25 protein-coding genes are annotated in these 24979 nt (G+C 34.6%); 14 read left to right on the top strand and 11 right to left on the bottom strand.

The window, feature by feature from the left end; all coding sequences use genetic code 11:
• Nucleotides 1-7 precede the first annotated feature (7 nt).
• The 9 genes from ACFPTQ_RS06635 to hisS all read right to left on the bottom strand — a co-directional run bounded on the left by ACFPTQ_RS06635 (nt 8) and on the right by hisS (nt 9405).
• The gene (locus tag ACFPTQ_RS06635; protein WP_379775361.1) at nt 8-574 is read right to left on the bottom strand and encodes an RNA polymerase sigma-70 factor; all 567 of its coding nucleotides are present in this window, start codon (nt 572-574) and stop codon (nt 8-10) included.
• Between the two features lie 392 nt (nt 575-966).
• On the bottom strand, nt 967-1185 hold the full coding sequence (locus tag ACFPTQ_RS06630; RefSeq protein WP_379775359.1) for a DUF2007 domain-containing protein: 219 nt from the start codon (nt 1183-1185) through the stop codon (nt 967-969).
• A gap of 11 nt (nt 1186-1196) precedes the next feature.
• Nucleotides 1197-1871, bottom strand: coding sequence for a DEAD/DEAH box helicase (locus ACFPTQ_RS06625; protein WP_379775356.1), 675 nt, complete (start codon nt 1869-1871; stop codon nt 1197-1199).
• 72 nt (nt 1872-1943) lie between these two features.
• Entirely contained in the window at nt 1944-3107 is a 1164-nt protein-coding gene (locus ACFPTQ_RS06620; RefSeq protein ID WP_278035097.1) for a sigma-54-dependent transcriptional regulator, read from the bottom strand.
• 96 nt (nt 3108-3203) lie between these two features.
• Nucleotides 3204-4520, bottom strand: a complete 1317-nt coding sequence (locus ACFPTQ_RS06615) for an ABC transporter permease (protein WP_379775354.1) — start codon at nt 4518-4520, stop codon at nt 3204-3206.
• Between the two features lie 69 nt (nt 4521-4589).
• Nucleotides 4590-5516: an ABC transporter ATP-binding protein gene (locus tag ACFPTQ_RS06610; RefSeq protein ID WP_379775351.1), complete on the bottom strand. Its 927-nt coding sequence runs from the start codon at nt 5514-5516 to the stop codon at nt 4590-4592.
• Nucleotides 5517-5674: 158 nt separating this feature from the next.
• Entirely contained in the window at nt 5675-6784 is a 1110-nt protein-coding gene (gene dnaJ / locus ACFPTQ_RS06605) for a molecular chaperone DnaJ (RefSeq protein WP_278035094.1), read from the bottom strand.
• Nucleotides 6785-6838: 54 nt separating this feature from the next.
• Complete coding sequence (locus tag ACFPTQ_RS06600) at nt 6839-7417, bottom strand: nucleotide exchange factor GrpE (protein WP_379775348.1); 579 nt, start codon at nt 7415-7417, stop codon at nt 6839-6841.
• Nucleotides 7418-7746: 329 nt separating this feature from the next.
• Complete coding sequence (gene hisS, locus ACFPTQ_RS06595) at nt 7747-9405, bottom strand: histidine--tRNA ligase (RefSeq protein ID WP_379775346.1); 1659 nt, start codon at nt 9403-9405, stop codon at nt 7747-7749.
• Nucleotides 9406-9576: 171 nt separating this feature from the next.
• On the opposite strand from hisS, the gene ACFPTQ_RS06590 reads away from it, so the two are divergent.
• A complete protein-coding gene (locus ACFPTQ_RS06590) occupies nt 9577-10818 on the top strand; it encodes an ABC transporter permease (RefSeq protein ID WP_379775344.1) in 1242 nt (413 codons plus the stop codon).
• Between the two features lie 63 nt (nt 10819-10881).
• A complete protein-coding gene (locus ACFPTQ_RS06585) occupies nt 10882-11241 on the top strand; it encodes a four helix bundle protein (RefSeq protein ID WP_379775342.1) in 360 nt (119 codons plus the stop codon).
• Between the two features lie 105 nt (nt 11242-11346).
• Here ACFPTQ_RS06585 and prmC read toward each other — a convergent pair whose 3' ends face one another.
• The gene (gene prmC / locus ACFPTQ_RS06580; protein ID WP_379775340.1) at nt 11347-12231 is read right to left on the bottom strand and encodes a peptide chain release factor N(5)-glutamine methyltransferase; all 885 of its coding nucleotides are present in this window, start codon (nt 12229-12231) and stop codon (nt 11347-11349) included.
• Between the two features lie 201 nt (nt 12232-12432).
• Between prmC and ribD the strand changes: the two genes are divergently transcribed.
• From ribD to ACFPTQ_RS06565, 3 genes are all read left to right on the top strand, one after another.
• Entirely contained in the window at nt 12433-13476 is a 1044-nt protein-coding gene (ribD, locus tag ACFPTQ_RS06575) for a bifunctional diaminohydroxyphosphoribosylaminopyrimidine deaminase/5-amino-6-(5-phosphoribosylamino)uracil reductase RibD (RefSeq protein WP_379775337.1), read from the top strand.
• Nucleotides 13469-14071 (top strand): HAD family hydrolase, encoded by a 603-nt coding sequence (locus ACFPTQ_RS06570; protein WP_379775334.1) that lies wholly within the window; start codon nt 13469-13471, stop codon nt 14069-14071. Before ribD ends, ACFPTQ_RS06570 begins: the two co-directional genes overlap by 8 nt.
• A gap of 89 nt (nt 14072-14160) precedes the next feature.
• Nucleotides 14161-14766 (top strand): IMPACT family protein, encoded by a 606-nt coding sequence (locus ACFPTQ_RS06565; protein ID WP_379775331.1) that lies wholly within the window; start codon nt 14161-14163, stop codon nt 14764-14766.
• 22 nt (nt 14767-14788) lie between these two features.
• Here the strand turns inward: ACFPTQ_RS06565 and ACFPTQ_RS06560 are convergent, their stop codons facing one another.
• Entirely contained in the window at nt 14789-15190 is a 402-nt protein-coding gene (locus ACFPTQ_RS06560; RefSeq protein WP_379775329.1) for an acyl-CoA thioesterase, read from the bottom strand.
• Between the two features lie 188 nt (nt 15191-15378).
• On the opposite strand from ACFPTQ_RS06560, the gene dnaA reads away from it, so the two are divergent.
• The 9 genes from dnaA (at nt 15379) to ACFPTQ_RS06515 (ending at nt 24972) form a co-directional block, all read left to right on the top strand.
• Complete coding sequence (gene dnaA / locus ACFPTQ_RS06555) at nt 15379-16806, top strand: chromosomal replication initiator protein DnaA (RefSeq protein ID WP_278035086.1); 1428 nt, start codon at nt 15379-15381, stop codon at nt 16804-16806.
• A gap of 4 nt (nt 16807-16810) precedes the next feature.
• On the top strand, nt 16811-17278 hold the full coding sequence (locus tag ACFPTQ_RS06550) for a low molecular weight protein-tyrosine-phosphatase (protein ID WP_379775326.1): 468 nt from the start codon (nt 16811-16813) through the stop codon (nt 17276-17278).
• A 31-nt stretch (nt 17279-17309) separates the two neighbouring features.
• Complete coding sequence (locus ACFPTQ_RS06545) at nt 17310-18032, top strand: SAM-dependent methyltransferase (protein WP_379775324.1); 723 nt, start codon at nt 17310-17312, stop codon at nt 18030-18032.
• A 351-nt stretch (nt 18033-18383) separates the two neighbouring features.
• Entirely contained in the window at nt 18384-19511 is a 1128-nt protein-coding gene (locus ACFPTQ_RS06540) for a methionine aminotransferase (RefSeq protein ID WP_379775321.1), read from the top strand.
• Nucleotides 19512-19682: 171 nt separating this feature from the next.
• Nucleotides 19683-20564, top strand: a complete 882-nt coding sequence (locus ACFPTQ_RS06535) for an SDR family oxidoreductase (protein ID WP_379775318.1) — start codon at nt 19683-19685, stop codon at nt 20562-20564.
• Between the two features lie 423 nt (nt 20565-20987).
• Nucleotides 20988-22148 (top strand): hypothetical protein, encoded by a 1161-nt coding sequence (locus tag ACFPTQ_RS06530; RefSeq protein ID WP_379775315.1) that lies wholly within the window; start codon nt 20988-20990, stop codon nt 22146-22148.
• A gap of 371 nt (nt 22149-22519) precedes the next feature.
• Nucleotides 22520-23128, top strand: a complete 609-nt coding sequence (udk, locus tag ACFPTQ_RS06525) for a uridine kinase (RefSeq protein ID WP_379775312.1) — start codon at nt 22520-22522, stop codon at nt 23126-23128.
• Between the two features lie 105 nt (nt 23129-23233).
• Entirely contained in the window at nt 23234-23557 is a 324-nt protein-coding gene (locus ACFPTQ_RS06520) for an FtsB family cell division protein (RefSeq protein WP_379775309.1), read from the top strand.
• Between the two features lie 50 nt (nt 23558-23607).
• Entirely contained in the window at nt 23608-24972 is a 1365-nt protein-coding gene (locus ACFPTQ_RS06515) for a methylmalonyl-CoA mutase subunit beta (protein ID WP_379775307.1), read from the top strand.
• Nucleotides 24973-24979: the final 7 nt, after the last annotated feature.

The following is a 24979-nucleotide window of genomic DNA, read 5'->3' as shown; positions in this document are numbered from 1 at the left end:
CAAAACATCATGAAAATAAAATCAAAAGAATTGAGGAAATAAATTGCGATTCGTATTGCGAAACATGCTTTATCGCTTCAAGCATTTGTTTTTGAACTGTATTTACTGAAATACCTAATTTATCAGCTATCTCTTTGTATTTTAAGCCATCAATTCGATTTAGTTTGAAAATTATCCTTCGTTGCGGTGGCAACTCATTTATAATTAATTCAATACGGTTTTTAACCTCGTTATATTCTAAGGAATCACTACTATAATAAGGTGAAAGTTTTAAATGTAAATTACTTAGATCTTCGTCAAAAGAAGTTGATTGTGTGTTTCTAATCACTTTTAATGATTGATTCTTTGTTGCTACAAATAAATAGGCTTTTAACGAACTGCTAACAGTTAGTGTTTTGCGATTTTGCCAGATGTTGAAGAACACATCTGAAACAACTTCTTCTGCCAAACTTGAATCGACAACATACTTTTTAGAAAATAAGCACAGACTAAAGTAATATTTTTGAAACAGCTGTTCTAAAGCCAATTGGCTATCTTTTTTAACAGATTCAAACAGGATTTCATCTGGTTTCATTTATTCAAAAAATAGTATTATTATTTTCGGTAAAACTATTTCTTCAATTTATAATCCCTGTTACAATAAAATTAAATTAATGTTACTTAATTTCAACTCGAAAATTCCAACACACTAAATATTCACAATATTTCCAAACCTAATGTACTTAAAAACAAAATATTACCAAATAACTAGCATTCCCTTTTAAAAACTTTACAAAATATCATATCGCATTTAGCAACTCATTCAGATGAAATTTAAGGAATAAAAAAAGAGTTTTAAAATGACAAATCTAATCATCCTAAAACTCTTCAATGGAATTATTTACAATTGAAAACTAATTTGTTTTAAAAATCTACAGTTGTAGAATCTGAAACAAAATGTTTATTTGCTCATTATCAAAATACATATCAAATATTCAACCGAAACTCCTCAATAACAGGATTTACCTTAGCAAATTCGGTTTCCTGAACAAACAATTCAACCGCAGCACCCATGCTCCCAAAACCGGCTAACCGTGCCGATTGAATATTGTCTTTCATCAATACATCCACACCTATCGCTTCTATTTTTTCTTTCAAAACCAAAGCCAAAACTTCACTACCTGAAAACACTTTCATCAATCCCATCTTATTCTTATTTAGTTATTAGCATTTTCCTCGTCGCCTTCATCTTCTTCAAAATCGTCATCCTCTTCTTCTCCTTCTTCAAAGTCAAATTCGTAAGGCTCAATTAACATTTTATCAGCTAAAATGGCCACACGTTCTGTGTATAAATCCGAAAAAATGATGCGTTGCGTTTTAGCAATACTGTCGGAAATACGCATAATTTTTGTTTCATGACGCGCTCGTAACAACACATCCGCATCGTCTATGATAAACATTTTCAAACGGTTCACATTATAACCCGCTGTTGAAAACATATCACTTAACTTGATTGGCGTTCCAATTAAAACATCAATTCCAGTAGAAACATAATTCTTATCGTAATCCATGTCGCCTTTTTCGTGAACACCATAAACTTCTAAAGAGGTATGTTTACCATACTTTTCGAAAAGCTCTTCCATTTCTAGAACTTTAGCCTTGTCTTCCACCATTATCAAAGCACGTGGCGATTCTTCATTACTGCCTGCCAATCGCTGAATGACATTCATCACAATTGCTGTGGTTTTCCCGCTTCCTTTAGGTGCAAAAATCACACAATCTGCCCCACTTTTTAAGGTTGAAAAAGTTTCTTTTTGGACTTCATTTGCCTCGGTTAATCCGTTTTCAACTAATCCTAGTTGTAACTTTTCGTTTATTTTTTTTAGTTTCATATTTATAGTTTGCGTTATGGGTTATGAGTTATGAGGTTATACTTCTAACCTATAACACTTAACCTTTAACTTTTATTTAGATGCAAATAGCTTTACATCTGTTTCGGATATTTGGCTTCCGCCAAGAATAATCAAACGCTCTACTACGTTGCGCAATTCACGAATATTTCCCGTCCAATCGTAAGCCTGTAATAATTTGATCGCTTCATCGGAGAATTTCTTCACCGCTGTTCCCTGCTCTGATGCAATTTTTTCAGCAAAATGACTTACCAATAACGGGATATCATCTCGACGGTCATTCAATGAAGGAACCTTGATTAAGATGACTGCCAATCGGTGATACAAATCTTCTCTGAAACGTCCTTCTTCGATTTCTTTTTTCAAATCCTTGTTGGTTGCCGCTACCACACGCACATCGACTTTAATGTCTTTATCGGCACCCACTCGGGTAATGATATTTTCCTGTAAAGCACGTAATACTTTGGCCTGAGCCGAAAGACTCATATCTCCAATTTCATCCAAAAAAATAGTTCCTTTATCTGCTGCTTCAAATTTACCAGCCCTATCTTTTACCGCCGATGTAAAAGCTCCTTTTACGTGACCAAACAATTCACTCTCTATCAATTCAGACGGAATCGCAGCACAGTTTACTTCTATTAAAGGAAAAGAAGCGCGCTCACTCTTTTCATGCAATTGGTGCGCTACTAACTCTTTTCCGGTTCCATTAGGTCCCGTAATCAATACACGAGCTTCGGTTTGCGCCACCTTATCAATCATCATTTTGATATGATTAATAGCTTCGCTCTCCCCAATCATTTCGTAGTTTTTGCTTACTTTTTTCTTTAGAATTTTATTTTCAACTACCAGCTGTTTTCTATCTAAAGCATTGCGAACTGTATTCAATAAACGATTCAAATCAGGTGGTTTTGAAATATAATCAAACGCCCCTAAACGCATCGCCTGAATAGCTGTTTCCATGTCGCCATGACCTGAAATCATGACGATTGGAATTTCGGCTTTTATTTTTTTGACTTCTTCCAGTAATTCGACCCCATCCATTTTAGGCATCTTGATGTCGCATATTACCAAGTCGTAATCGTTATTTTTAATTTTTTCGTAACCCGATACACCATCTTCAGCTTCTTCGACTTCATAAGTATCATTCTCCTCCGTAAGGATTCTTGTTAGTACTCTTCGAATAGCTGATTCGTCTTCGATTATTAATATTTTACTCATACTTTTTAGATTCTAAAGTTCTAAGTTACTAAGATTCTATTTTCTTTTCTTACTATTATAGAAAACTTAACAACTTTGACACTTAGTTACTTCAAATTAATATTTTAACCATCGTAATAATTCTTTCCAAGTTGGCTTTTTACCATACATCAAAATTCCTACTCGGTAAATTTTGGCAGCAAACCAAACCACCAATAAGAAGGTTCCAAACAACAATAAAATTGAAACGGCAATTTGCCAAAAAGGAACTCCAAAAGGGAGTCGCATTAACATTACAATAGGCGAAGTAAGCGGAATCAAGGAAAAAGCTACTGCAATGTCACTATGAGGATCGTTTACAACACTAAAAAAACCAACATAAACACTCAGCACCAAAGGCATTACAATAGGTAGAAGAAACTGTTGCGAGTCGGTTTGATTGTCTACAGCAGCACCAATTGCCGCATAAAACGAACTGTATAAAAAGTAACCACCAATAAAATAAACTACAAAACCAAGTAATATACTAGCAATAGGCAAATTCCATAATTCTTTAATGTACAACTGCGCCGTTCCTGCTAATTCTGTTGGCAACTGCACTTCCATTGTTGGCGCTATTGTTGTCGATGCCCCTACATTTACTCCAAAAAATACTGAAGCTGTAAACAAGAGACTAAGTCCAATAACTACCCAAATAGTAAATTGTAAAATTCCCGCCAAAGAGGTTCCAATAATTTTCCCAATCATTAACTGAAAAGGTTTTACAGAAGAAATAATAATTTCTATAATTCGGTTCGTTTTCTCTTCAATTACAGAGCGCATCACCATATTTCCATAAATAATGATAAACATCATAATTAAGTAACCAAAAGCACCGCCTATGGCAATTTTAGCCTCATTTAATCCTTTTAGACCTTGCTCTCCTGAAGTTTTAGCAATAGTAATATTGACATTAGCTTGCGCTTTTTGTATGGCTAAAGTATCTAAATGCGCTTTCTCCAAATTAATTTTGGTTAATTTTTGAGCAATAATTCCCTGTGTATTTTCGATAAAAGAAATACTCGGACTCGTATTAGAAACAAATTCAATTTTATTTTCTAAGGTCTTTACATCCTCTGTTTTAGGAATAATCAAAATTCCTTCATAACTATGATTTACAATACTATCTTTTAAATAGTGACTGTCTATTTGCGACAAATCTAGGTATTGATACTCATTATCTTCTGTATTTTGAGCTAAAAATTCAGAAACAAACAAACCTGTTTCATCATGAATTGCTACCCTTTTTACATCGGCTTTCATGGAACTCAAATAACCAACAAAAACAGCAATAACAACAAACAATAACGGACTTAAAAAAGTCATTACAATAAAAGATTTGTTACGCACTTTGGCAAAAAACTCTCTTTTTATAATTAGTGATATTATGCTCATAATTTAAAATATTCAAATCTCAAATTCCAAATTCCAATGCGTATTGGGATTTGGAATTTTAAATATTGGTTATTGCTTTTCTGTTACAGTTTTAATAAAAATATCGTTTACACTTGGAATTTTTTCGACAAAATGAGTGACTTGACCTCGTTGTGTAATGAGATGCAACAATTCATTAGGAAGTGCATCTCCTATTTGAATCTCCAACTTTAATTCATTATTCAAAGATTTAAAATTAGCTGGGCTAACAGTGAATTTTTGTGTGATGTCAAACATTAAACCTTCTACATTATCCGTAAGAATACCCACTTCAAAACTATTGGACTTATGTTGCCTTTTTACATCTTCTAATTTTCCTTCGATTAATTTATTCGATTTATGTATCAAAGCAATATGATCACATAATTCTTCTACACTTTCCATTCGATGCGTCGAAAAAATTATCGTAGCTCCTTGTTCTTTCAATGCTAAAATTTCGTCTTTAATAATAGTAGCATTTACAGGATCAAAACCTGAAAAAGGCTCATCAAAAATCAATAATTTAGGTTGGTGCAATACGCAAACCACAAACTGGATTTTTTGCGCCATACCTTTAGAAAGTTCTTGAATCTTTTTGTTCCACCATCCTTGAATTCCCAAACGATCAAACCAATAATCCAACTGCTTTTTGGCTTCGGCCTTTGTCAATCCTTTCATTTGAGCCAAATACAAACATTGCTCTCCTACCTTCATACTTTGGTACAAACCTCTTTCTTCAGGCAAATAACCAATATACTGAACGTGTTTAGGCTGTAATTTTTCGCCATCCAAAATAACTTGACCACTATCTGGCATGGTTATTTGATTAATGACACGAATAAGAGATGTTTTTCCGGCACCATTTGGACCTAAAAGTCCATATATACTGCCTTTAGGAACAGACAAAGAAACTTCGTTAAGCGCTACATAATCTCCATATTGCTTAACTATTTTATTGACTTCTAATAAGGTACTCATGCTGATTTTTTGAATTTAGCTCACCAAGTAAGCCATTATGGCCTAGCGGTTGTAAAAGTAAATAATTACAAGCGAAATAGACGATAATTGTGTTATAAAAAAACCCACTCGCCGCAGCGAATGGGTTATAATTATTGATTTTGATTCACTCAAAAAGTTTAAGAAAACATGTCTTTTACTTTTTCAAAGAATGATTTATCTGATTTTTCAGGATTTGGTGAAAAATTATCATCCTCCAAATATTTCTCAAAGAATTGTCGTTGTTCTTTATTTAATGTTTTTGGTGTCCAAACATTAATATGAACTAACAAATCTCCATTACCATATCCGTTGATACTAGGAATACCTTTTCCTTTTAATCGAAGGATTTTTCCCGATTGGATTCCTTCTTCTAATTTGATTCTTACTTTTCCATTGATTGCTTCGATATCTTTAGAAACCCCAAGAACCGCTTCAGGGAAACTCACATACAAATCATAGTGCAAGTTCTCACCTTCACGCTTTAAGAATTCATGTTCTAATTCTTCAATAGCTACAATCAAATCACCTGGAATACTATTACCTGGAGCATCGTTTCCTTTGTTTGAAACTTTTAATTGCATTCCATCCACTACCCCAGCAGGGATTTTGATAGAAACTGTTTCGTCTTCTACGATCATTCCTTGCGCATCAGCATTAGACGGTTTATGATCTAAAATTTGACCAGAACCACCGCAACTAGGACAAGTTGAAGCCGATTGCATTCTTCCTAAAATAGTATTCGTTACACGCATTACCTGACCTTGTCCATTACATGTAGAACACGTTTTGTAAGTAACTCCAGGAGCCTGAACTTTACGCTTTACTTTTACTTTCTTCTCAACACCATTAGCAATTTCTTCCAAAGTTAATTTCACTTTGATTCGTAAATTACTTCCTTTTGCACGACGAGGACCTCCACCGCGACTTCCTCCGCCGAAGCCACCAAAGCCACCGCCAAAAATGTCTCCAAATTGGCTAAAGATATCATCCATATTCATATGGTGACCGCCAAAACCGCCAGAACCATCAAAAGCTTGGTGCCCAAATTGGTCATACTTTGCTTTTTTGTCAGGATCTCCTAAAACTTCATAAGCTTCAGCTGCCTCTTTGAATTTTTCTTCTGCCGCTTTGTCGCCCGGATTCTTGTCAGGATGGAACTCAATAGCTTTCTTTCTGTAGGCTTTCTTGATCGCCGCAGCATCAGCATTTTTAGAAACACCTAATATCTCGTAAAAATCTTTTTTCATTTGTATCTATTTTTTAGAAAAGTACTGATTAGCACTAGTACAGAACCCCATTTATTATTGTCCAATGACAACTTTTGGGAAACGAATAATTTTATCGCCTAGTTTATATCCTTTTTCAAGTACATCCACAATTTTTCCTTTTAATTCGTCAGATGGAGCTGGAATTTGAGTAATTGCTTCGGCAAAATCAGCATTAAAAGCGTCACCTGTTTTCACATCTACTAACTCTAAACCTTTAGAAGATAGGGTGCTTTTTAATTTTTCATGGATTAACTCTACCCCTTTTGTAAAAGTTTCATCTTCTAATTTAGCAATTTCAACTATAGCTCTGTCAAAATCGTCTAAAACTGGTAACATTGCTAATAAAACTTCTTGATTAGCTGTTTTAAACAAATCGATACGCTCTTTTGAAGTTCTTCTTTTGTAGTTTTCAAATTCAGCAAATAATCGTAAATATTTATCCTTTTCATTCGCTAAGTCTTGAGCCAATTGCTCCTCAACACTTAACTCCTCAGTAACTGCTTGCTCTTCACTAGCCTTGTTCTCCATAGTTACTTCATCCATCTCTTTATCGATTTCTGTATTCTCAGTACTCATACTTCCTTTATTTTTAAAAATATTCTTAAACTTCATTTTTACACTTTCCTTTGGATAGCAAAAGTACTGCCAAACCACATCAAATGCCAAATTGTCACTCTTTTTCCTAATAAGCATTTTACAGGGTGGTTTTTTCCTGAATTTATTTTTTTTTTAGCCTTAAATTAAAATTTTAATAAAATTTTAATACATATTTCAAATAGATTGTATATGTTTGTTACTAGGTTCTAATCAGTCTCTAATTTTCGTTCTAAAAAAAGACTGAAAATTAGAATTGATTTCTAAACAATTATTAATTCACGATTATTATACCAAAAAAAAGCTTTGTCAAACGACAAAGCTTTTTTTATTACTTCGAGTAAATTTTAAAGTAAAGCATTCTTTAAACCTTCAAAATCCAAGGTAATTTGTTCCCCTGAAACCAAATTTTTTAAAGAATAGGTATTTGAACTCATTTCTTCACCACCTACAACTACCGCAAAAGGTATATTTCGCTTATCAGCATATTGAAATTGCTTCCCTACTTTTGCCTTATCTGGATACAGTTCCACTTTTATACCCTGCGCTCTCAAATTCTTTATCGCTTGTAAAGCATAAAAAGCTTCATCGTCGCCATAATTAACAAACAAAGCCTTTGAAGAAGCAGTTACGGTTTCTGGAAACAAATTCAATTCTTCCAAAACCAAATAAATACGATCCAATCCAAATGAGATTCCTACACCACTCATGTTCTTCAAACCAAAAATCCCCGTCAAATCATCGTATCTACCGCCTCCGCCTATGGAACCCATGGCAACACCTTTTGGTGCACCAACTTCAAAAATAGCTCCAGTATAATAATTTAGACCACGTGCTAAAGTTACATCCAAATCCAAAATGGCAGTAGACAAACCTAATTGAGTCACCTTGTCACAAATAAAACGTAACTCCTCTACCCCTTTCATCCCTTCTACAGATGTTGACAACAATCTGGAAAGTTGCTCGATTTTCTCCGAGATACTTCCTGAAAAAGAAAACAAAGGCTGTACTTTCACCAAAGCTTCTTCTGAAATTCCTTTTTCAATCATTTCTTTTTTTACACCGTCTTCGCCAATTTTATCTAATTTATCCAAGGCTACTGTAAAATCAATCAACTTATCCGAAGCACCTATTACCTCAGCAATTCCAGACAACACTTTACGATTGTTAATCTTAACCGTCGCTCCGTTCAATCCTAAAGCTGTAAAAACAGTATCGTACAATTGTACCAACTCTACTTCTTGCCACAATGATTTCGAACCTACCACATCGGCATCACATTGAAAAAACTCTCTAAAACGACCTTTTTGGGGTCTGTCGGCACGCCAAACCGGTTGGATTTGGTATCTTTTAAATGGAAATTCTATTTCGTTTTGGTGCTGTACCACATATCGTGCAAAAGGCACAGTCAAATCATAACGGAGAGCTTTTTCGGTCAACCAATCCGTCAAATATTTAGGTTTTAATTCAGTATAAAATCTACCTATAATGGCTTTTGAAAAAAAGGTTAGTTCATTTTCATCTAAATTCAAAAACCTTTCAATTTCATATTCACTTTTTCCAACCCCTGATACAATTAACGGAAATAAATCTTCTGAAAACCTTTCAATAGTAATATTCGTATTTTGCAAATATTTCAATGCTCCAGAAGCATAATTTTTAATATTTTTTTGAAAGTTTACAATCAATTCATCCTCTAAATAATCATCAAAATTTTTATAATAATTTTGATAAAATTTACTCATACCATTAACAAATTGAACTAAACAATCATTAAGTTCATTCAAATAATCCCCAGAATTTAAAATTTTAAAAATCAAACGATCACCTTCTTCTCCATATTTACCCATTAAGGTTTCTGAATTTTCAAACGAAGGCGTTTCAATTGGTTGGAAACCAAATTTTTCAAAATTACTTTTTATAGTCTGGATAATATATTGCCGTTTTGCCACCTCAGCTGGTGAAAAATCTCTTGTTCCTTTAGGAATACTTGGTTTTGATGCCATTTTTAAAAGTTAGAAGTTAGAAGTTGGAAGCTGGGAGTTCGAAGCCGGAAGTATTAAACTTCCATCTTCCCACTTCCTGCTTCGCTGTGCAAATATCCAATTTTTAAAATAAATAACTTGCCTTGAAAACAAACTTCTAGCAAAAATTGTATTTTCGTACAAACTATCCTCATGAACAGTCTTTTAAAAGAAAATATAAAAATCGCTTTTGGATCTATCAAAACCCAAATTCTACGCACGACTTTAACCGTACTAATTATTGCTATAGGGATTACAGCATTGGTTGGAATTCTAACTGTCGTTTCGGCATTAGAAAACACAATTTCGTCTGACTTTGCTTCAATGGGCGCCAACACATTCAACATAAATCGATATGAAAACACGATTAAAAGACGAGGTGGAGAAGGACGAACCATTATCAATCCCATTATTAGCTATCCCGAAGCAGTAACTTTTAAAAACAAATACAATTTCCCCTTAGCGCAGACTTCACTTTCTTTCAAAGCCACTTCAACTGCCGAGGTAAAATTTGACACTGAAAAAACAGATCCTGAAATTACAATAATGGGAGTTGATGAGTATTTTGTACCTAATTCAGGATTAGAAACCAGTGTAGGCCGCAACTTTAACAACTTCGATATTAGCAACAACAACTATGTTTGTGTGGTAGGCTCTGACTTTTTGAAAGGCTTACTAAAAGATGTGAATCCTATCAATAAAATCATTTCGATACGTGGTGCTCGTTTTAAAGTCATCGGTGTGCTTAAAGAAAAAGGCTCCACCTTTGGCAACAGTCAAGATTTGAGAGTTTTAATTCCTATCCAAGTTGCTCGTTCCTTATTTACAGCAGCTAACATTAATTATAGCGTAAGTGTGATGGTGAATAACAAAGAATTTTTAGATCAAGCTATTGACAATGCTATTAGTTCGATGCGTAGCATTCGCAAATTAAGTCCTATCAAAGAAAATAATTTTGCTGTAGTAAGAAGTGACGATTTGATTAACCGAATTCTAAGTATTACTCAATATTTGGGTTGGGCGTCATGGGTAATCGGAATTATCACCATTCTAGGCTCTTCCATTGCTTTAATGAACATTATGATTGTATCGGTTACAGAACGAACGCGTGAAATTGGCGTCAGAAAGTCATTAGGAGCAAAACGTTCTACGGTAGCCATTCAATTTTTTATTGAAACCTTACTTATAGGGCAAATAGGCGGATTAGCCGGAATTATTTTTGGCATCCTCATTGGCTACGGAATTGCATCTGCCCTTAGTTTTGTGTTTGTAATTCCCTGGCAAGCTATTATGGCTGCTTTCTTAACTAGTTTTGCTGTAGCCATTGTTTCTGGTTTATACCCAGCAATTAAAGCCGCAATGCTCGATCCTATTGAGGCGCTGCGTTACGAATAGTTTTCAGAAATCCGAAATCAGAAGGCAGAAATCAGAAGGCAGATTTAATAAAAAAATGAAAAAATGAAATTTCAAGATTTACTAGCTTACAAAAAATCTTTCGAATTGTCAATGTTAATTTTCAAGACAACCAAAACATTTCCAATTGAAGAAAAATATTCATTAACTGACCAAATTCGACGTTCGTTAAGAAGTGTATCAGCTAACATTGCCGAAGCTTCACGGAAAATAAGATATAAAAAACATTTTATATTAAAACTTACAGACTCTGACGCTGAAAATGCAGAAACCCAAGCTTGGTTAGAGTATTCATTTGCTTGTGAATACATCTCTGAAGAATTATTCTCAGAATTAACCACAAAAAGTTTAGAGATTGGTAAGCTTATTAATTACATGATAAATAACCCAGATAAATTCTCGTAAAACACACAATTATCTTTACATTCTAAAATCTGCTCTATACTAACAATTTCTGCAATATGCCTTCTATAGTCTGCTTTATGCATTCTCAAATCTAATTTCTGAATTCTAAATTCTCCCTAAGGTCATCCTATCATTACCATATATATCCTTTCTCAACTCAACATTCTTGAAATTCATATTTTCGAGTAATACAATCATTTCTTTCCCTAAATATTGATTAATTTCGAAAAATAATTGTCCGTTTGGAGCTAGATTTTTTTGAGCCAATTCGGCTATTTTTCGATAAAAAATCAAAGCATTATCATCCGCAACAAAAAGCGCCAAATGTGGTTCGTAGTCCAAAACATTTTTCTTGATTTCCTCTTTTTCTAAATTTCGTACATAAGGAGGATTTGACACAATAATATCAAATTGAGTTGGAAGCTGGAAGTTAGAAGCTGGAAGATTCTCCAAATCATCCGTTTTTAAAATGTCAGTTTTTATAAAATGTACTTCCGTTTGATTCATTTCAGCATTTTTTTGGGCTGTAGCCAAAGCCTTTTCAGAAACATCAATGGCAAAAACCTGAGCATTCGGAATATTTTTAGCCAATGAAATCGCAATACAACCACTTCCTGTACCGATATCCAGAATTCTTAAATTCTGACTTCTAACCTCCGACTTCTTACTTTCAATAATCCAATCCACTAACTCTTCCGTTTCGGGTCTTGGAATCAAAACATTTTCATTCACTTCAAACTCTAATCCGTAAAAATGGGCTTTACCTAGCAAATATTGAACAGGAATCTCTTTTTTTAATTCATTCAAAATGCTATTCCAATAGTCTAAATCGGAATCCGAAAAAACCAAATCTGAATTCAAAGCCAAATCAATTCGCTTCAATTGTTTTTGATTTTCTAAAATCAAATAGAAAAAACTTTCCGCTTCCTCCACTCCATATATAGGTGAAAGTTCCTGAATAAATTGGGCTCTGTATTCTTTAATTCTCATAGTCATATTCAGTTTAGAAACAAAACTGTTAACGTGCAAAATAACTAAAATTATTTTTAGCAAATGAATTCAAAACCAGATAACATCAAAACTTACACTCCCTTTCGTAAGTGAATCCCTTTTTTAAAAAAAAATAAGAATGTAAACTTATATGACTTATATGGTTTTAAAAAACAACTCAAAAATACCTATTTTTGCCCCGTGAAGAAACATGAAAAATACCTAGCACGTTGTATTGAATTAGCTCAAAATGGGCTTGGAACCACCTATCCTAATCCGATGGTGGGCAGTGTAATTGTTTATAAAGACCAAATTATAGGTGAAGGTTGGCACAAAAAAGCGGGAGAACCGCATGCCGAAGTCAATGCCGTAAATTCAGCTAAAGACAAATCTTTACTTAAAGAAGCTACTATTTATGTAAGCTTAGAACCTTGCAGTCATTTTGGAAAAACACCACCTTGTTGTGATTTAATTATTCAGCACCAAATTCCCAATGTAGTTATTGGAACTGTTGACCCGAATGAAAAAGTAGCCGGAAAAGGCATCAAAAAATTAATTGAAGCAGGAAGCAATGTGACCGTTGGTGTACTTGAAAGCGAATGCAACGAACTCAACAAACGTTTTTTTACTTTTCATCAAAAACAACGTCCTTATATTATACTAAAATGGGCCGAAAGCGCAGATGGTTTTATTGCTCCAAATGAAAGAAACAAACAAAAACCAGTCTGGATTAGTAATCCGTATTCCAGACAATTAGTACACAAATGGCGTACTGAAGAACAAGCAATTCTTGTTGGCACTCAAACCGCAATAGACGACAATCCTAAATTAGATGTTCGTGATTGGACAGGGAAATCACCCGTGAGAATTGTTCTAGACCAAAATAATCGCATTCCAAAAACAAATCACCTATTGGACAACCAACAAAAAACCATTGTTTTTTGCCAATCAAACCAAAATACAAACCAAGAAAACCTTATCTTTGAGGTAATTGATTTTAATCAAAATATTGCCCCTCAAATTGCTCGAACATTATTTAATCACCAAATCCAATCTGTGATTATAGAAGGAGGACGTCAAACCTTGCAAACTTTCATTGATGAAAATCTTTGGGACGAAGCACGAATATTTAAAGGACAAAATACTTTTAAAAATGGAACAAAAGCACCAATTATAAAACCAACTACAAACCAAACCCAGCTAATCCTTAAGGATGAACTTTTAATTTTTAGAAACCATGATTAATACTATCATTTTTGATTTTGGAGATATCTTTATAAACCTAGATAAAAAAACCACTATGGATGGTTTTAAAAATTTAGGACTAAAAGAATGGAATGAAGAGCTTGACCAATTGAATATTCAATTTGAAAAAGGAAATATTTCAAGCAACGAATTCTTAGCTGGTTTTCAAAAACACATGCCTAACGCTTCCATCGAAGAAATTCAAGATGTTTGGAATACGATTCTAGCCGATTTCCCTTTGTACCGATTGGAATTTTTACAAATGCTGTCTAAAAAATACCGCTTGTTTTTATTGAGCAATACCGATTCGATTCACATCGAAACTTTCGAACAAAGAGTTGGTTCGTCCTTCTACGGCGATTTTTACCAATGTTTTGAAAAAGTATATTTTTCATTTGAAATGGGAATGCGCAAGCCTGATGCCGAAATTTACCAAGCGCTTTTAAACCAACACGAATTACAACCAAAGCGCACTTTATTTGTTGATGACAAAAAAGAAAATACCGATGCAGCAGCTGCATTAGGCATACAAGTTTGGAATCTACAAGTAGGCAAAGAAGACGTTGTCGATCTATTTGAAAAAAACATACTCTAACAATGACAATTTCAAAAGTCAAAGGCAATGGCAATGTTTTTTAAATTGACTTTTACAATTGAAATTGATTTTTGCCATTGCCATTGATTATGAAAGACACCTATAACACGATTGCTTTTCCCTCAGAAGAAATTCTTTTTAAAGAAAAAGGAAGTAAATTCTTTGGCTATGCTTATCCTATAACTTCAGAAGAAGAAGTCAAACCTATTATTGATTCACTTCGAAAAAAACACCCAACCGCTTGTCATTATTGCTACGCTTACCAAATTGGCGCTGAAAAAATCAGTTACCGAGCCAATGACGATGGAGAACCAAGTAATTCAGCTGGAATGCCAATCTATGGACAAATCCAATCTTTTTCTGTCACCAATATCCTTATCGTTATTGTTCGCATTTTCGGCGGAACCAAATTAGGTGTTGGCGGACTAATTACAGCTTACAAAACCGCCGCTCAACTTACATTAGAAAATGCTACAATTATCGAAAAAACAATCGACACGCATTTTTTAATTTCATTTGACTACAAGAACATGAACAAAATAATGCGCATTATCAAAGAAAAAAACTTAGATATTGTACATCAAAAAATGGAAATGAGCTGCGAAATTGAGGTAAAAACGCGTAAAAAAAATGCCTCCCAACTATTCGAAATTTTAAATTCTCTATACGAAATAGAGGTAAAAATTAAAGAATAATCAATATCAGATTCTTAGATTTTTACATTCGTAAAATTTGCGTTTTAACATAGTTTGGGGCAGCTATTGGACGACCCGTTTTCATATCAACAAACACCAAAACCGAGTGTCCAATTGTTAATAACTCATCCTGTTCATTATAGATTTCATAATCGAATTCAATCTTAACTGATTTCTGACTTTTGAAAATCGTTTTTACTCTTAATATATCGTCATAACGAGCTGGTTTTTTATAATTCATTGTCAAGGACACCACTGGAAGCATCACACCATTTTCTTCCATCCATTTATAAGAAATCCCAATGTTTCTGAGCCATTCCACACGTCCCATCTCAAAATACTGCGCGTAATTTCCATGATAAACTACCCCCATTTGATCGGTTTCTGCATACCTTACTCTTACCTTAAACTCGTATTCTCTCATAATTTAATTTTATATTTTTTGAAATAATTTTACTATTACTTACAACAATATTTTTACAAAATCAATGCCCTTAAATTTTTTTTTAAAGAAATTTGTTCACATATTTGTTACCCCAAGAAATAACATCTTTTTTTGCTGTTATTTACTTCAAACAACAGAATAAAAAATATAATAATTTAACAGAATTTATGAACAAAACTGCTCAATCAGTATGGGATAACTGTTTGTCTTTCATAAAAGACAATATTCAAGACCAAGCATACAAAACTTGGTTTGAACCAATCAAGTCAGTTGAACTTACCGATAATGCTTTATACATTCAGGTTCCTAGTAAATTTTTCTACGAATGGTTAGAAGAACACTATGTTAAATTATTGAAGGTTGCCCTTACTAAAGAACTTGGCAAAAATGCAAAGTTACTTTATAAAATTAAAATGGAGAACACCTATGGCAACAAACAACCGTTTACAGAACAGTTACCAAGTGCCAGTCGTCCTCCTGTGAAACCACAAAACGTAGATGCTCCGTTAAAAAACCTTGATCCTGAATTAAAAAATCCGTTTGTAATTCCTGGAATTAGAAATTTAAAAATTGAATCGCAATTAAATGCCAACTACAGTTTTGACAATTTCTTAGAAGGAGATTCAAATAGATTAGCACGTTCGGCTGGTATGGCTGTGGCCAATAAACCTGGTGGAACATCTTTCAATCCATTGCTAATCTTTGGAGGAGTAGGATTAGGAAAAACACACCTTGCACACGCTATTGGGGTTGAGATTAAAGACAAATATCCCGAAAAAACAGTTCTGTATATTTCAGCTGAAATTTTCACGCAACAATATATAGACTCTGTTAAGAAAAATAACAGAAATGACTTTATTCATTTCTACCAACTAATCGATGTATTAATCATTGATGACGTGCAATTCTTATCTGGAAAATCCGGTACACAAGACGTATTTTTCCATATTTTTAATTATTTGCATCAAAACGGAAAACAGGTAATCCTGACTTCTGACAAGGCTCCTGTTGATATGCAAGATATTGAGCAACGCTTATTATCTCGTTTCAAATGGGGATTATCTGCCGAATTACACCAACCGGATTATGAAACTAGAATTTCAATTCTAAAAAATATCTTATTCCGTGATGGGGTAGAAATGCCAGACGAAATTATCGAATATGTAGCTCGTAACATTAAGACCAATGTTCGTGAATTAGAAGGAGCGATTATTTCATTGATTGCACAATCTTCTTTTAACAAAAAAGAAGTAACTATCGAACTAGCCAAAAGCGTCGTAGAGAAATTTGTTAAGAATGTAAAACGCGAAATATCAATCGATTATATTCAAAAAATTGTTTCCGATTATTTCCAATTGGACGTTGAAACCTTACAGTCAAAAACAAGAAAAAGACACGTTGTTCAGGCGAGACAGTTAGCGATGTTTTTTGCCAAAAAATTCACGAAATCGTCTTTGGCTAACATCGGTTCTCAAATAGGAGATCGCGACCACGCAACAGTGCTACACGCTTGTAAAACAGTTGATAATCTTGTTGCTACTGATAAACAGTTCAAAAAATTTGTAGAGGATATCCACAAAAAACTAACGCTCTAAGGAAATGTCTGTTAAAATTTTAATGGTATGTTTGGGTAACATTTGTAGGTCACCTTTGGCCGAAGGAATTTTAGCCTCGAAACTACCAAAAGATAAATTCTTCGTTGATTCTGCTGGCACAGGAGCTTGGCATTCAGGAAGCCAACCAGATTCTCGTTCTATTGCTGTTGCTAAACAACATCATTTAGACATTTCTTCACAAAGAGCCCGACTATTCAAAGTAGAGGATTTCGAAACTTTTGATTACATCTATGTAATGGACAAATCCAACTATAGAGACGTAATCCGTTTAGCTGAAAATGATACACAAAAAGAAAAAATTGAAATCATTATGAACGAGTTGTATCCAGATGAAAACGTAGATGTTCCGGATCCTTATTATGGTATATCCAATGGATTCGAGATGGTTTACCAAATGCTGGACGAAGCTTGCGAAATCATAGCCTCAAAATTAAAAGCTAATCACAACTAATTTTTAGCTGAATACTCCAAACACAAACAAAATGAAATCAAGCACGTTTTTTGGCAAACTCTATTTAATCCCAACAACAATGGGAGAATGTGATCCAATGGATGTTTTACCTCAAACCGTAAAAAGAACAATTGATTTCATAGACCATTATATTGTAGAAAACGAAAAAACAGCAAGAAAATCAATCAAAGCGGTTCATCCAGAGAAAAAACAGTCTGATTTAGTACTTTTTGCATTAAACAAACACACAGATGCTAAAGAACATTTAGATTTCATCAAACCTTTATTAGAAGGAAAAAACATAGGTCTAATGAGCGAAGCCGGCTGTCCTGGTGTTGCCGATCCGGGCGCTGTAATTGTAAAATTAGCTCACGAAAAAGGGATTCAGGTAATTCCTTTAGTAGGCCCTTCTTCTATTTTATTAGCTATGATGGCTTCTGGAATGAACGGACAAAGTTTTACTTTCCACGGCTATTTACCTATTGAAAAAGACGATAAAAGAACCGCACTAAAAAGCTTGGAACGTCTTTCTTTCGAAAAAAACCAATCTCAGATTTTTATCGAAACTCCGTATCGAAACAACAAATTAGTAGAAGATTTAATTCAGATACTACATCCTGAAACTCATTTATGTATCGCTACCGACATCACCTTGCCAACGGAGTACATCAAAACCAAGAAAATTTCGGCATGGAAAAAAGAAAATGTAGATTTACACAAACGCCCTACTATTTTTATTATTCATAAAATGTAGTTTTTGTTTTTTGTTTTTAAACCATTAAGAAAATAAGTTTATTAAGCTTTACTCTTAATTAGCTAACATGATTATAATTGCTTTTTTTTAAACCATATAAGTCATGTAAGTTATTTAAGCTTTTAATTCCCATTAATAAATTAAAACATATAGCCCATACAAAACACTTCATTTTAAGAACTTCCCCTTACATGAACTTATATGACTTATATGGTTATTTATTTTTTTTAACCACAAAAGTCACATAAGTTTTTTTCAAAAGCTAAACTTAAAAAACTTAATCCCTTAATGGTTCAATCAACACTACTTATTGGTACTTTTCCTTATTTTTAGACTTTCAAAAAGTAAGTCATGTCTAAACTTCCCAATTTCACCACCAGTATTTTCACGGTTATGTCAAAAATGGCAACCGAGTACAATGCGATCAATTTATCCCAAGGTTTCCCTAATTTTCCAGTTGATCAAAAACTTACTGATATCGTAGCTCAACTGACCAAAGAAGACGTTCATCAATACACTCCGATGGCAGGTTTTCCGCCATTACTAAATAAAATTGCTAAGCTGGTTAAGTATTCGTACCAAAGAACAATTCAACCTGAAACCGAAATATTGGTAACAGCTGGAGCCACTCAAGGCATTTTTAGCAGTATTCAGGCTTTAGTAGGAAGCGGAGACGAAGTCATTATTTTAGACCCCAGTTACGACTCTTACGAACCCAATGTTCTGTTATCCGGCGGAATTCCTGTCCGAATTCCATTAAATGACGATTACACCCCAAATTGGGATTTAATCGAAAAAGGCTGTAATGACAACACCAAAATGATTGTTATTACCAACCCGCACAATCCTACAGGAAAGATTCTGTCATTGACCGATATCGAAAGATTGGAAAGCATTTTAGCAAAATTCCCCAATATCATTTTGCTATCGGACGAAGTTTACGAATACATCACTTTCGAACAAAAACACATCTCCATTAATACACGTCCTGCCCTACGTAATCGAGCGATAATTACCGCTTCTTTTGGAAAAAGCTTCCATATTACCGGTTGGAAAATTGGCTATGTAGTAGCGCCTGAATATTTAATGTATGAAATCAAAAAAGTACATCAATTTCTGGTTTTCAGCGTCAACAGTATTTCTCAGGCAGCCATTAGTGAGTATTTAGATTCGGTTTCGGTAGAAGAAATCAGTCCGTTTTATCAGGAAAAAAGAGATTATTTCCGAAAATTACTCACCAACAGTCGTTTTGAATTAATGCCTTGCGAAGGCACTTATTTTCAGGTCGTGTCCTACAAAGCCATTTCGGATGAAAATGATGTAGATTTTTGCAAACGCCTCATTATCGAACACGGAGTTGCCGCCATTCCTATTTCTACTTTCTATGAAAATGGGAAAGATTTGCGTTTGATTCGTTTTTGTTTTGCTAAGGATAATGCTACTTTAGAAGAAGCTGCGAGACGACTTTGTAAAATTTAAATTGATTATTAATTGGTACACAGATTAAACTGATTTTACGGATTATCGCAGATTGTATTAAAAAAACTCATTAAAATCCGTTTTATCTGTGTCATCTGTGTTCCTTTTTACAAAATGTCCTAGCAAAAAAGAAAAACCGATTTCGTATATTTACCATAAAACCTCATCAAAATGAACTTTAACCAAAAAATGTTACGAGACGATGCCTTGCAGGGCAAAGTAATTGTTGTTACCGGCGGTGGTAGCGGACTAGGGAAAGCCATGACGAAATATTTCTTAGAACTAGGTGCTAAAGTAGCCATCACTTCCCGCGATTTAAGCAAACTAACACATACAGCCACCGAACTGGAAACGCTAACAGGCGGAACCTGCCTGCCACTGCAATGCGATGTTCGTCATTATGAGGAAGTCGAAAATATGCTGCAACAAGTTTTAAAAAGCTTTGGCAAAGTCGATGTTTTACTAAACAATGCTGCGGGCAACTTCATCTCGCCTACCGAGCGACTTTCGGCTAATGCTTTTGACACCATCATCGATATCGTTTTAAAAGGAACTAAAAACAGTACGCTGGCATTTGGAAAACACTGGATTGACTCTAAGCAAACTTCGGTGACGGTTTTAAATATTGTCACTACTTATGCTTGGACGGGCTCGGCTTATGTGGTTCCCAGTGCCACTGCCAAGGCTGGCGTGCTTGCCATGACCCGAAGTCTGGCTGTAGAATGGGCTAAATACGGCATTCGCACCAATGCCATTGCTCCCGGACCTTTCCCTACCAAGGGCGCCTGGGACCGATTATTACCAGGCGATTTAGCGCAAAAATTCGATTTAGCGCAAAAAGTACCACTCAAACGCGTGGGCGACCATCAGGAATTAGCCAATTTGGCTGCCTATCTGGTTTCTGATTTTTCCGCTTATATCAATGGCGAAGTCATCGTGATTGACGGTGGCGAATGGCTCAAAGGCGCTGGCCAATTCAACCTACTGGAAGCCATTCCTGAGGAACTTTGGGACCAACTCGAAATGATGATTAAAGCCAAAAAGAACCCATAATTCCTTATTCTTTTTTTGGGCGTTCCCTTCCCCACTCCGCAAAGCTCCGTGGCTCAGGTCAGGCTGTACGCTTTATTCCCGATAAAAACTTCGGCAAAAAGCCTCGTTTTTGTATCGGGAGATACCGCTTCCATCCTTAACGCAAACCCCAATCCCCATCAAGTTTGTCATTGCGAAAAGCGACTTGTCCGACGTGGCGGAAGCACCCAAGCGCAGCAAATTAAGCTTTAGCTAATCGCATCCAGCTTTTCAAACACAATTAAATCTAAAAACCAGAAGCCTATATTTGTAAATATTTTTTGATATATTTGAAAAACTAAAACGCATAAAATTGCGACTATACAACCGAATAGAGGTAGATTGTAGCTACTTTGTTGCGTGTATAAACGAGTTGTGCTTAATTTTCAACCTAACAAAATCATAATGAAGAACATTTTAAACATAATCATTCTATTAGTCCTAATTCTTTCTAATTTGAGTTGTTCTAGTGACAGTGACTCATCACAAAATCCAGAAAAAAATGATGCCTATTTTTTACAAATGTTTTCAGGGATATTAAGACTCGGATTTGAAACTATTAAAAATGACAATTCCATTTATTTAAGAACTAATAATGAGACATCTTTATCAGAATTTATAAGAATTGATGAATCAGGCAATACAACAACAACTGATATATCTTCAGTTATATCAAATTATGGTATTTCTTCAAATTATATTCTCTATGACTATAACAATCAGATCAATTTAGTTTTTGTTCAGGAAGAGGTAAATCCATCTCAATTAAATATTAACTTAATAACATTTGATTATAACGGAACTTTAATTAATCAACAAACATTAGAAACTAATACTATCTATGCAAGTTTAAAAAGTCTCTCTAATGGATTCCTAGCTTTTACAGAAATCTGGAATTCACAGGAACATTCTCTGAAATACAAGATATTTAATCAAGCTGGTAATCTAATAAATAATCAAACGATTGACTTAAGCACTGACGATCCTTTAATTGAGAATGTCTATTTTGAGAATAATAAAGTCTTTTTAATTGGTAAAAATAATTTTGTGCTAGGTCAAGGATACAAAAACCAAATATGCCGTGTTTATGATATTAATGGACAGCTGATTTACAGTAACAGTTTTGACTACATTGATAACAGTTACGATAGATTAATAGTTCTAAACAACAGAATACATCGTTTATATAATAAAGGATTAGGAACGGAAATAGAGGTGTACAATATTGATGGAACTTTAATTAACACAAAATTTTTAAGTCAATTATTGCATTTTACTTACAATTCTATTGGACAATTTTTGTATGTCGGATATAACAACACATTAAATAAAAATCTTGATTTTAAAATTTTAGATTCTCAATTAGATTCTGAAATTTATTCAAGAAATTTTGGGGCTAATAATAGTTCTGGAAGCACTGGAACAGCTTGGATATTTTGGATTAAAGAAACTGAAAGTTTTTACAAAGTATTTGGTCAAACAACAGCACCAAAAAATGGCGACTTTGACTTACCTGAAAACTCTGGTAGTTTTGATGATTTTCTTGCAAGATTTAAAAAAAACTAAGCACAATAATGGCTAAAAGTAATTGCTTGTTCTAGCCTACTTCTGAAAATCCTATTGGATTTTCAGTTTGGTGTGTACTTGTAAAGTTAATCGCTAAACCACGCAACTACTCTTAGCCCAACCGTTATATGCTACCCCAGCTCCGCAAAGTTTGCAACTTTGCGGCAGTGTTTATCGGTTTGCAACCGATACTATAGCTGTCACAGACAGCAAAACGATTCCTCAAAGTCAGAGACTTTGCGGAGCAAAAACAAACCGTTTCTTTTAACGTTTCCAAAAAACTACCTGTATTAATCCGTTTAATCTGTGTTATCCGTGGCCTAATGCGATTAAATCCCTATTTTTGTTAGCAAATCAAACAAAACCTTTTTATGCTTATTATAGGAATTGCAGGCGGTACAGGAAGTGGAAAAACAACGGTGGTACAGCAAATTATGAATCAGTTACCGGATGCCGAAGTAGGCGTACTTTCTCAGGATTCCTACTATAAACCTACAGGTCATTTGAGTTATGACGAACGTGCTTTGATTAACTTTGACCATCCCAGAGCCATTGATTTTGATCTTTTGGTAGCGCACTTAAACCAACTCAAAGCAGGTCAAACCATCGATCAACCTGTCTATTCCTTTGTAACCCATAACCGTACCGAGGACACCATAAGCACTCACCCTAGAAAAGTAATGCTAGTAGAAGGTATTTTGATTTTGGCACATCCTGAATTAAGAGATTTATTTGATATCAAAATCTTTGTTCACGCCGATGCCGATGAACGCTTAATCCGTCGTTTAAAAAGAGACATCGCCGAACGTGGTCGTGATATGGACGAGGTGTTAAACCGCTATCAAAAAACGCTAAAACCGATGCATGAACAGTTTATTGAGCCTACTAAAGCCTACGCGGATATCATCATCCCAAACAATCATTACAACACTGTAGCCATCGACATGCTTCGCAGCGTAATTAATCAAAAAATTCTATAATTTTATTGTAATTTTATTGCGTTTAATTATTGACTTGAATTGTCAGGCTGAGCCTGTCGAAGCCCCAAAAATCAAGTAACCATCATTTGAAATTAAATACAACTCATGACAAACCCCTATAAAGAAAAAGCTTGGTTCAAATTTTTAAGTAACAAATACATTTGGTCCTTATTATTTTTCGTCGTTTGGATGTTATTTCTGGACAATTATTCTTATTTTGATCATCGTGTTTTAGACAATCAAATTGAAGAATTAGAAGACAACAAAAACTATTATCAGGAGGAAATTAAAAAAGATGAGTCACAAATTAAACAACTCAAAAATCCTGACCAAGTTGAAAAATACGCCCGCGAAAAATACTTTATGAAAAAAGACAGCGAAGATATCTATATCATTGAATTTGAAGGCGACACGATTGAAAAGAAATAATACAACACATCCCTAAACCCTCTCAAGAGGGGAATTAATACCAAACTAAAATGGCTACTCTACTTTTCGAAGAATTCGATGCTGTTTCATCCAAACAATGGAAACAAAAAATCCAATTCGAATTGGATGGAGCCGACTATAATGAAAATCTAGTTTGGAATTCACCCGAAGACATCAAAGTCAGACCTTTTTATCATGGGGACGACTATAGCCAAATTGCTACTGCTCCAACCCTTGCCACCCAATTTAAAATTTGCCAAAATATCTTTGTTTTTGATATCCAAAAATCAATAGACCGAGCTTTAGATTCACTCAATAGAGGAGCCGAAAGCCTGCGTTTTACCATAACCGATGAATCGCTGGATATTGCCCTACTACTTGCAAGTTTGCCTTTAGAAAACACTCCGATCTATTTTGATTTCAAATTTTTATCGGTGGAATCTATTTCGAAAATAAATAACCTCCTTGCTCAAAAAAAAGGAAAGGTTTTTTACAATCTGGATCCTATCGGACAATTAGCCCGCGAGGGAAATTGGCACCAAACTAAAGAAAAAAACAATTTCGAATCGCTGCAACTCCTTTCCAAAAACACCAGAGAAAGTTCGTTGATAAGCGTCGATATGGGCTTGTACCAAAATGCGGGAGCCAACATGGTGCAACAACTGGCTTATGGTTTGGCACATGCCAATGAATATTTCAACCGCATTCCAACCATACATCAATCCATTGTTTTTGAAGTGGCGGTAGGAAGCAATTACTTTTTTGAAATTGCGAAATTGCGTGCTTTGCGCTTGATATTTCAATTAATCGCCAAGGAATACTACCATGACAAAGATTGCCATCTTTTGGTAACCCCAACTAAACGCAACAAAACCTTGTACGATTACAATATGAATATGTTGCGCACCACTACCGAATGCATGTCGGCCATAATTGGAGGTGCGGATGCCGTTGCTAATTTGCCTTACGATGCGATTTATCATAAAAGCAATGAATTTGGCGACCGAATGGCACGTAACCAATTGTTGATTCTGAAAGACGAAAGTTATTTTGACAAAGTCAACAATCCCGCTGAGGGCAGTTATTATATCGAAACTTTGACACAACAACTAGCTGAAAAAGCATTGACTTTATTCAAAGAAATCGAAGCCAACGGAGGTTTTTTAAAACAACTGAATGAAGGTATTATCAAAAGAAAAATTCAGGAGAGTGCCGACAAAGAACAACAGCTTTTTGATTCGGATAAGGAAATCTTAATTGGAACCAACAAATACCCGAATCCAAAAGACAAGATGAAAGACAACATCGAATTGTATCCTTTTGTAAAAATAAAACCCCGAAAAACTCTGATAACCCCTATAATTGAAAAACGTTTGGCTGAGAAAATTGAACAGGAACGACTCGCAGCCGAATAACAATAAA

Source organism: Flavobacterium sp. GCM10022190 (assembly GCF_042656445.1).
Classification (GTDB): Bacteria; Bacteroidota; Bacteroidia; order Flavobacteriales; family Flavobacteriaceae; genus Flavobacterium; species Flavobacterium nitratireducens.
The sequence above is the reverse complement of the archived record's forward strand: the minus strand, read 5'-3'. Positions and strand labels throughout refer to the sequence as shown.